Origin of the sequence: Sphingomonas sp. NPDC019816 (genome assembly GCF_050274375.1) — a bacterium.
Lineage (GTDB): Bacteria > Pseudomonadota > Alphaproteobacteria > Sphingomonadales > Sphingomonadaceae > Sphingomonas.
Genome location: NZ_JBNNOB010000222.1, coordinates 1 through 3,394 on the forward strand (window position 1 = coordinate 1; position 3,394 = coordinate 3,394).

General features: G+C 58.5%; 5 protein-coding genes. All 5 read right to left on the bottom strand.

All coding sequences use genetic code 11. The annotated features are described in order from the left end of the window. Positions 1 to 71: 71 nt before the first annotated feature. Complete coding sequence (locus tag ACQKJZ_RS18675; RefSeq protein WP_427733119.1) at positions 72 to 575, bottom strand: hypothetical protein; 504 nt, start codon at positions 573 to 575, stop codon at positions 72 to 74. A gap of 38 nt (positions 576 to 613) precedes the next feature. Next, entirely contained in the window at positions 614 to 895 is a 282-nt protein-coding gene (locus tag ACQKJZ_RS18680; protein ID WP_427733121.1) for a hypothetical protein, read from the bottom strand. Positions 896 to 920: 25 nt separating this feature from the next. Next, positions 921 to 1,373 carry a hypothetical protein gene (locus ACQKJZ_RS18685; RefSeq protein WP_427733123.1) on the bottom strand — a complete coding sequence of 151 codons (453 nt, stop codon included), beginning with the start codon at positions 1,371 to 1,373 and terminating at the stop codon, positions 921 to 923. Positions 1,374 to 1,627: 254 nt separating this feature from the next. After that, positions 1,628 to 2,692: a tyrosine-type recombinase/integrase gene (locus tag ACQKJZ_RS18690; protein WP_427733125.1), complete on the bottom strand. Its 1,065-nt coding sequence runs from the start codon at positions 2,690 to 2,692 to the stop codon at positions 1,628 to 1,630. Then, a complete protein-coding gene (locus ACQKJZ_RS18695) occupies positions 2,676 to 2,939 on the bottom strand; it encodes a hypothetical protein (RefSeq protein WP_427733127.1) in 264 nt (87 codons plus the stop codon). Before ACQKJZ_RS18695 ends, ACQKJZ_RS18690 begins: the two co-directional genes overlap by 17 nt. Positions 2,940 to 3,394 lie beyond the last annotated feature (455 nt).

Below are 3,394 nucleotides of genomic sequence, written 5' to 3' on the forward strand. Positions count from 1 at the left end.
CACCCGCTACGACCGATGCGCTCACGCCTTCATGTCCGCCATCGCTCTCGCGGCAACCGTGATCTTCTGGATCAACCAATGAGTCCTGACCCTAGCGGCTTTCGCGACTTCCCACCGCAAATAGAAGCGGAGAATGGGTCCACTAGGACAAGCTCCAGCTCGTCAGCGTTCCAGTCGAGAGCTCGAGGGCCTCGATTGCTTTCGGCATCAATGGCGGAAAGATGGTTTAGCGCGTTGGAGACTTCCAGCTTCTGCGGGACTTTATCCGAGAGGAGTCCGTTCAGACTGCTGCGGATTTGGTCATAGGATAGCTTCTCCTTTGGCCCTGTCGCGGCAATCGCCAGAAGGATGGCTTGGTAGATGTCTACCGACCCACCCGCGACTAACGGCCGGGGAATGCGCTCAGTCCTAGTCTGGGGCCCCTTCTTCAATTTCTCGTAGACCGGCAGGCCTGCATCCATCGCAACTTCCCTGTATATCCGGTCGGTAGGGAAGCTGGTTTCAATCACATGTTTCGAGAGCTTCGCAACCTCGATCCCGTTATCGTAACACAAGTTCCAGCAGAACTGCTGCATGAGCAGCGGGCTTCCCTCTGCCTCCTTCGCGAACTCGTCTATGATCCTACGGGGCAGCTTACGTTAAGAGCGTCGAAGCCCGCCTCTGCAATCTTCCGAAGGTCTTCTCGCGACCAGTCGGATACGGTCACATGCTTGAAGCGCCCCGTAATTTCCGGCTCGGCCTTTATAGCCTCGAACGCCCGGTAGGGCGTAGACAGCAGAATGACCTTAAGCCCGCGAAAGACCGCGCCCTTGAGAGACTTGATCGTTCCGACCCGCGCCTCGTCGTCAAGATAGTGGAAATCATCCAGGATCAGGACAATGCCGTTGGTAAGCATGTATTCGATAGCCGCAGATGGGCCATCAAGCCGATAAGTTCGGGAACTGTCGTAGCTCCGCAGCCGCGACCCCCCCCCCCGAAAACTCGAACTTGACGCCAGTTCCTAGAATACCGGCGTCGCCGCCAATCTTGCCCTCCACCTTTCCTTCATTCTCACGCCCCTCCGCCTCCTCGAGTTCCAAAGGCAGGCGTAATTCCGACACCACCTTAGCCCACAAGTCCGCTTCCGACTTCACCTGTCCGCCATCAATCCAGACGTACTCGTAGGCGCTCATGACGCTACGACATAACACTGTCTTACCGGCTTTCGTGGCGCCAGTAAGGGACACAATCGTCGTGCCTAGAGCGACCGCTTTCCGCAGCGCTGGCTCGAGCCCAAGTTCCGCACGGTCGTTGTAGGTTACCGACGGCTGTCCGCCCGGCGTGAACACGTCATTAAGCTTCGGAGGGTTCAGAAGATTGGTGATGATGTTCATGATCTATTATTGACCAACGTCAGAACGATGTCGAGCCTGCCGACGCCTGCCGATCAAAGCTGCCCCACAGACCTGCCCCACACAGGGCGGGGTGTCACAGCTAACACGCTAATTTTACTGCAAAATAGATGACTGGCTGGGGCGGCAGGATTCGAACCTGCGTATGACGGTACCAAAAACCGTCCTGATCCCTTGTCATTCCTTGACTATACTGCGGAACGGATGGCTTATCCACAACGAAAAACTCCCGTTTATCAGTGTTTCTGCGGAATATTTTGGGACGCTTTCGCCTCCAGTTTCGCCACCGCGCTGTTGCTCAACGAAGCGGTCATCGCCTGATAGGCATCAAGCATCCGGTTGACTGTCGATACGGTCCAGCCGAGCATGGCGGCGATCTCAGATGGCGTGCATCCCGCCTCCGCCAATGCAGTGCAGGCCGTACCGCGCAGATCATGGAAGTGTAGGCCGTTCAATCCGGCTGCAAGCACAGCTTCCCGCCACCGATGGTCGAAGTTCACCGAGCCCCACGGCTTGCCGTTGCGCGCCAAGATCGTTGTTGCAGCGCGCGGAGCGGCATCAAGGGTAGCCTTGAGCGCCTGCGTCACCGGCATGTCGACCAGTCGCTTGCGCTTGCCCTGCCGAAAAGAGATGCGCGAGCCATTGTAGCTAGACCACCCCAGCTTTAGCAGATCGCCTTTGCGCTGCCCCGTGCCCAGCGCCAGTTCGAACGCCAGTAGAATATCGGGTGGCGCAACAGCACGCAGCGCTTGGATATGAGGTGGTAGCCAAAGCTGTTCGCTGCGGTCTGCCCTATAGACCTTCTTAGGGCGAAGAGCGTGATTGTGAGAGACAAGGCCGCGATCACGACCCCATTCGAGCACAATACGCAGCACGCCGAAAACCGCATCGGCTTGGCGCGGGGATGCCTCCGCCATCGTGTCACGCCACTTAAGGAAGCGCGGGCGAATTTTGGGGTCTTCCAGTACCTCGATCGGGTGGTGACCAAACGCCGTCTCGATCTTGCCGATCGCTTTCACGTAGTCAGACTGCGTGCGAGGGGCCAACCGTTTCCACTCCGGCGATTGCTGGTATCCATTGAGCAGGGCCTGCATGGTGCCAGCAATGCGCGCCTTGCTTGGGGCGTTGATCATCGCGTTATAGGCGCGCATGAAAGCCTGTGTTCCCGGCCGGAACGGCTCATCCTCATCGCCAGCAAGCGGCTTAATCGCTCCGACACCGCGCAGCGTGTAATAGCGCTTGACGGTGTGATCGCTCAGCACCTTCTTGTGAGAATAGACGCCCTTAAGCCGCACGCGCATTCTCTGCTTCCCATGCTTCAAGCGGGCTCATTTTGCGCGCCGTTGTCAGATTAGCGGTCTTGTCTAGCACATGATCGTGCTGCTTCACGTCATAGCGCGTCGTGCCACTGACCGGGCCAGGCACAAGCCCCCTTGCCTGCCACTGGTCATATGTCGTGTGGCTGATCCCCCCGAGATATTCGCAAATGCCGTCCTTGGTCTGGAGGCGAGCGATCGGGTTGAACTGCGGACCGTGCTTCTCTTTCATTCCCTCCCTCCCCTCAACCGTTCCCGCACCTCAGGTCCTTCCCCCGCCATCTGCACGCAGCGCCCGCCCGCGCAGTATTCCGTGGCGACTTCGCGGGTGCCGGGGCGGATGATCCTGAACCCGGCGTTGTCATACCGACGCGCTCGCTTCTCGCTCATCGCGAAACCGGAGGCGGTCATGCGGATACATCCTGAGTAATGAGGCTGCGTATGCGCTGGCCAAACTCGGTGATGGTGTATTCATAGCCCTCGCCAGGCTTCTGGCCTTTCTCACCACCCCAGCGAGTCCAGCGTCGCTCGGACAGCCTTGGCACGTGGAACACATGGAGAATGTCCATGCCCGCGCCGGTAGCGCCTTTGCTGTGGACTTGCCCCGGAAAAGTGGAGAGTTCCCTTGAGGTGAAAGGCGAACTCGATGACGAAGCAGCGACGTTTCACGAAGGAATTCGAGGAGGA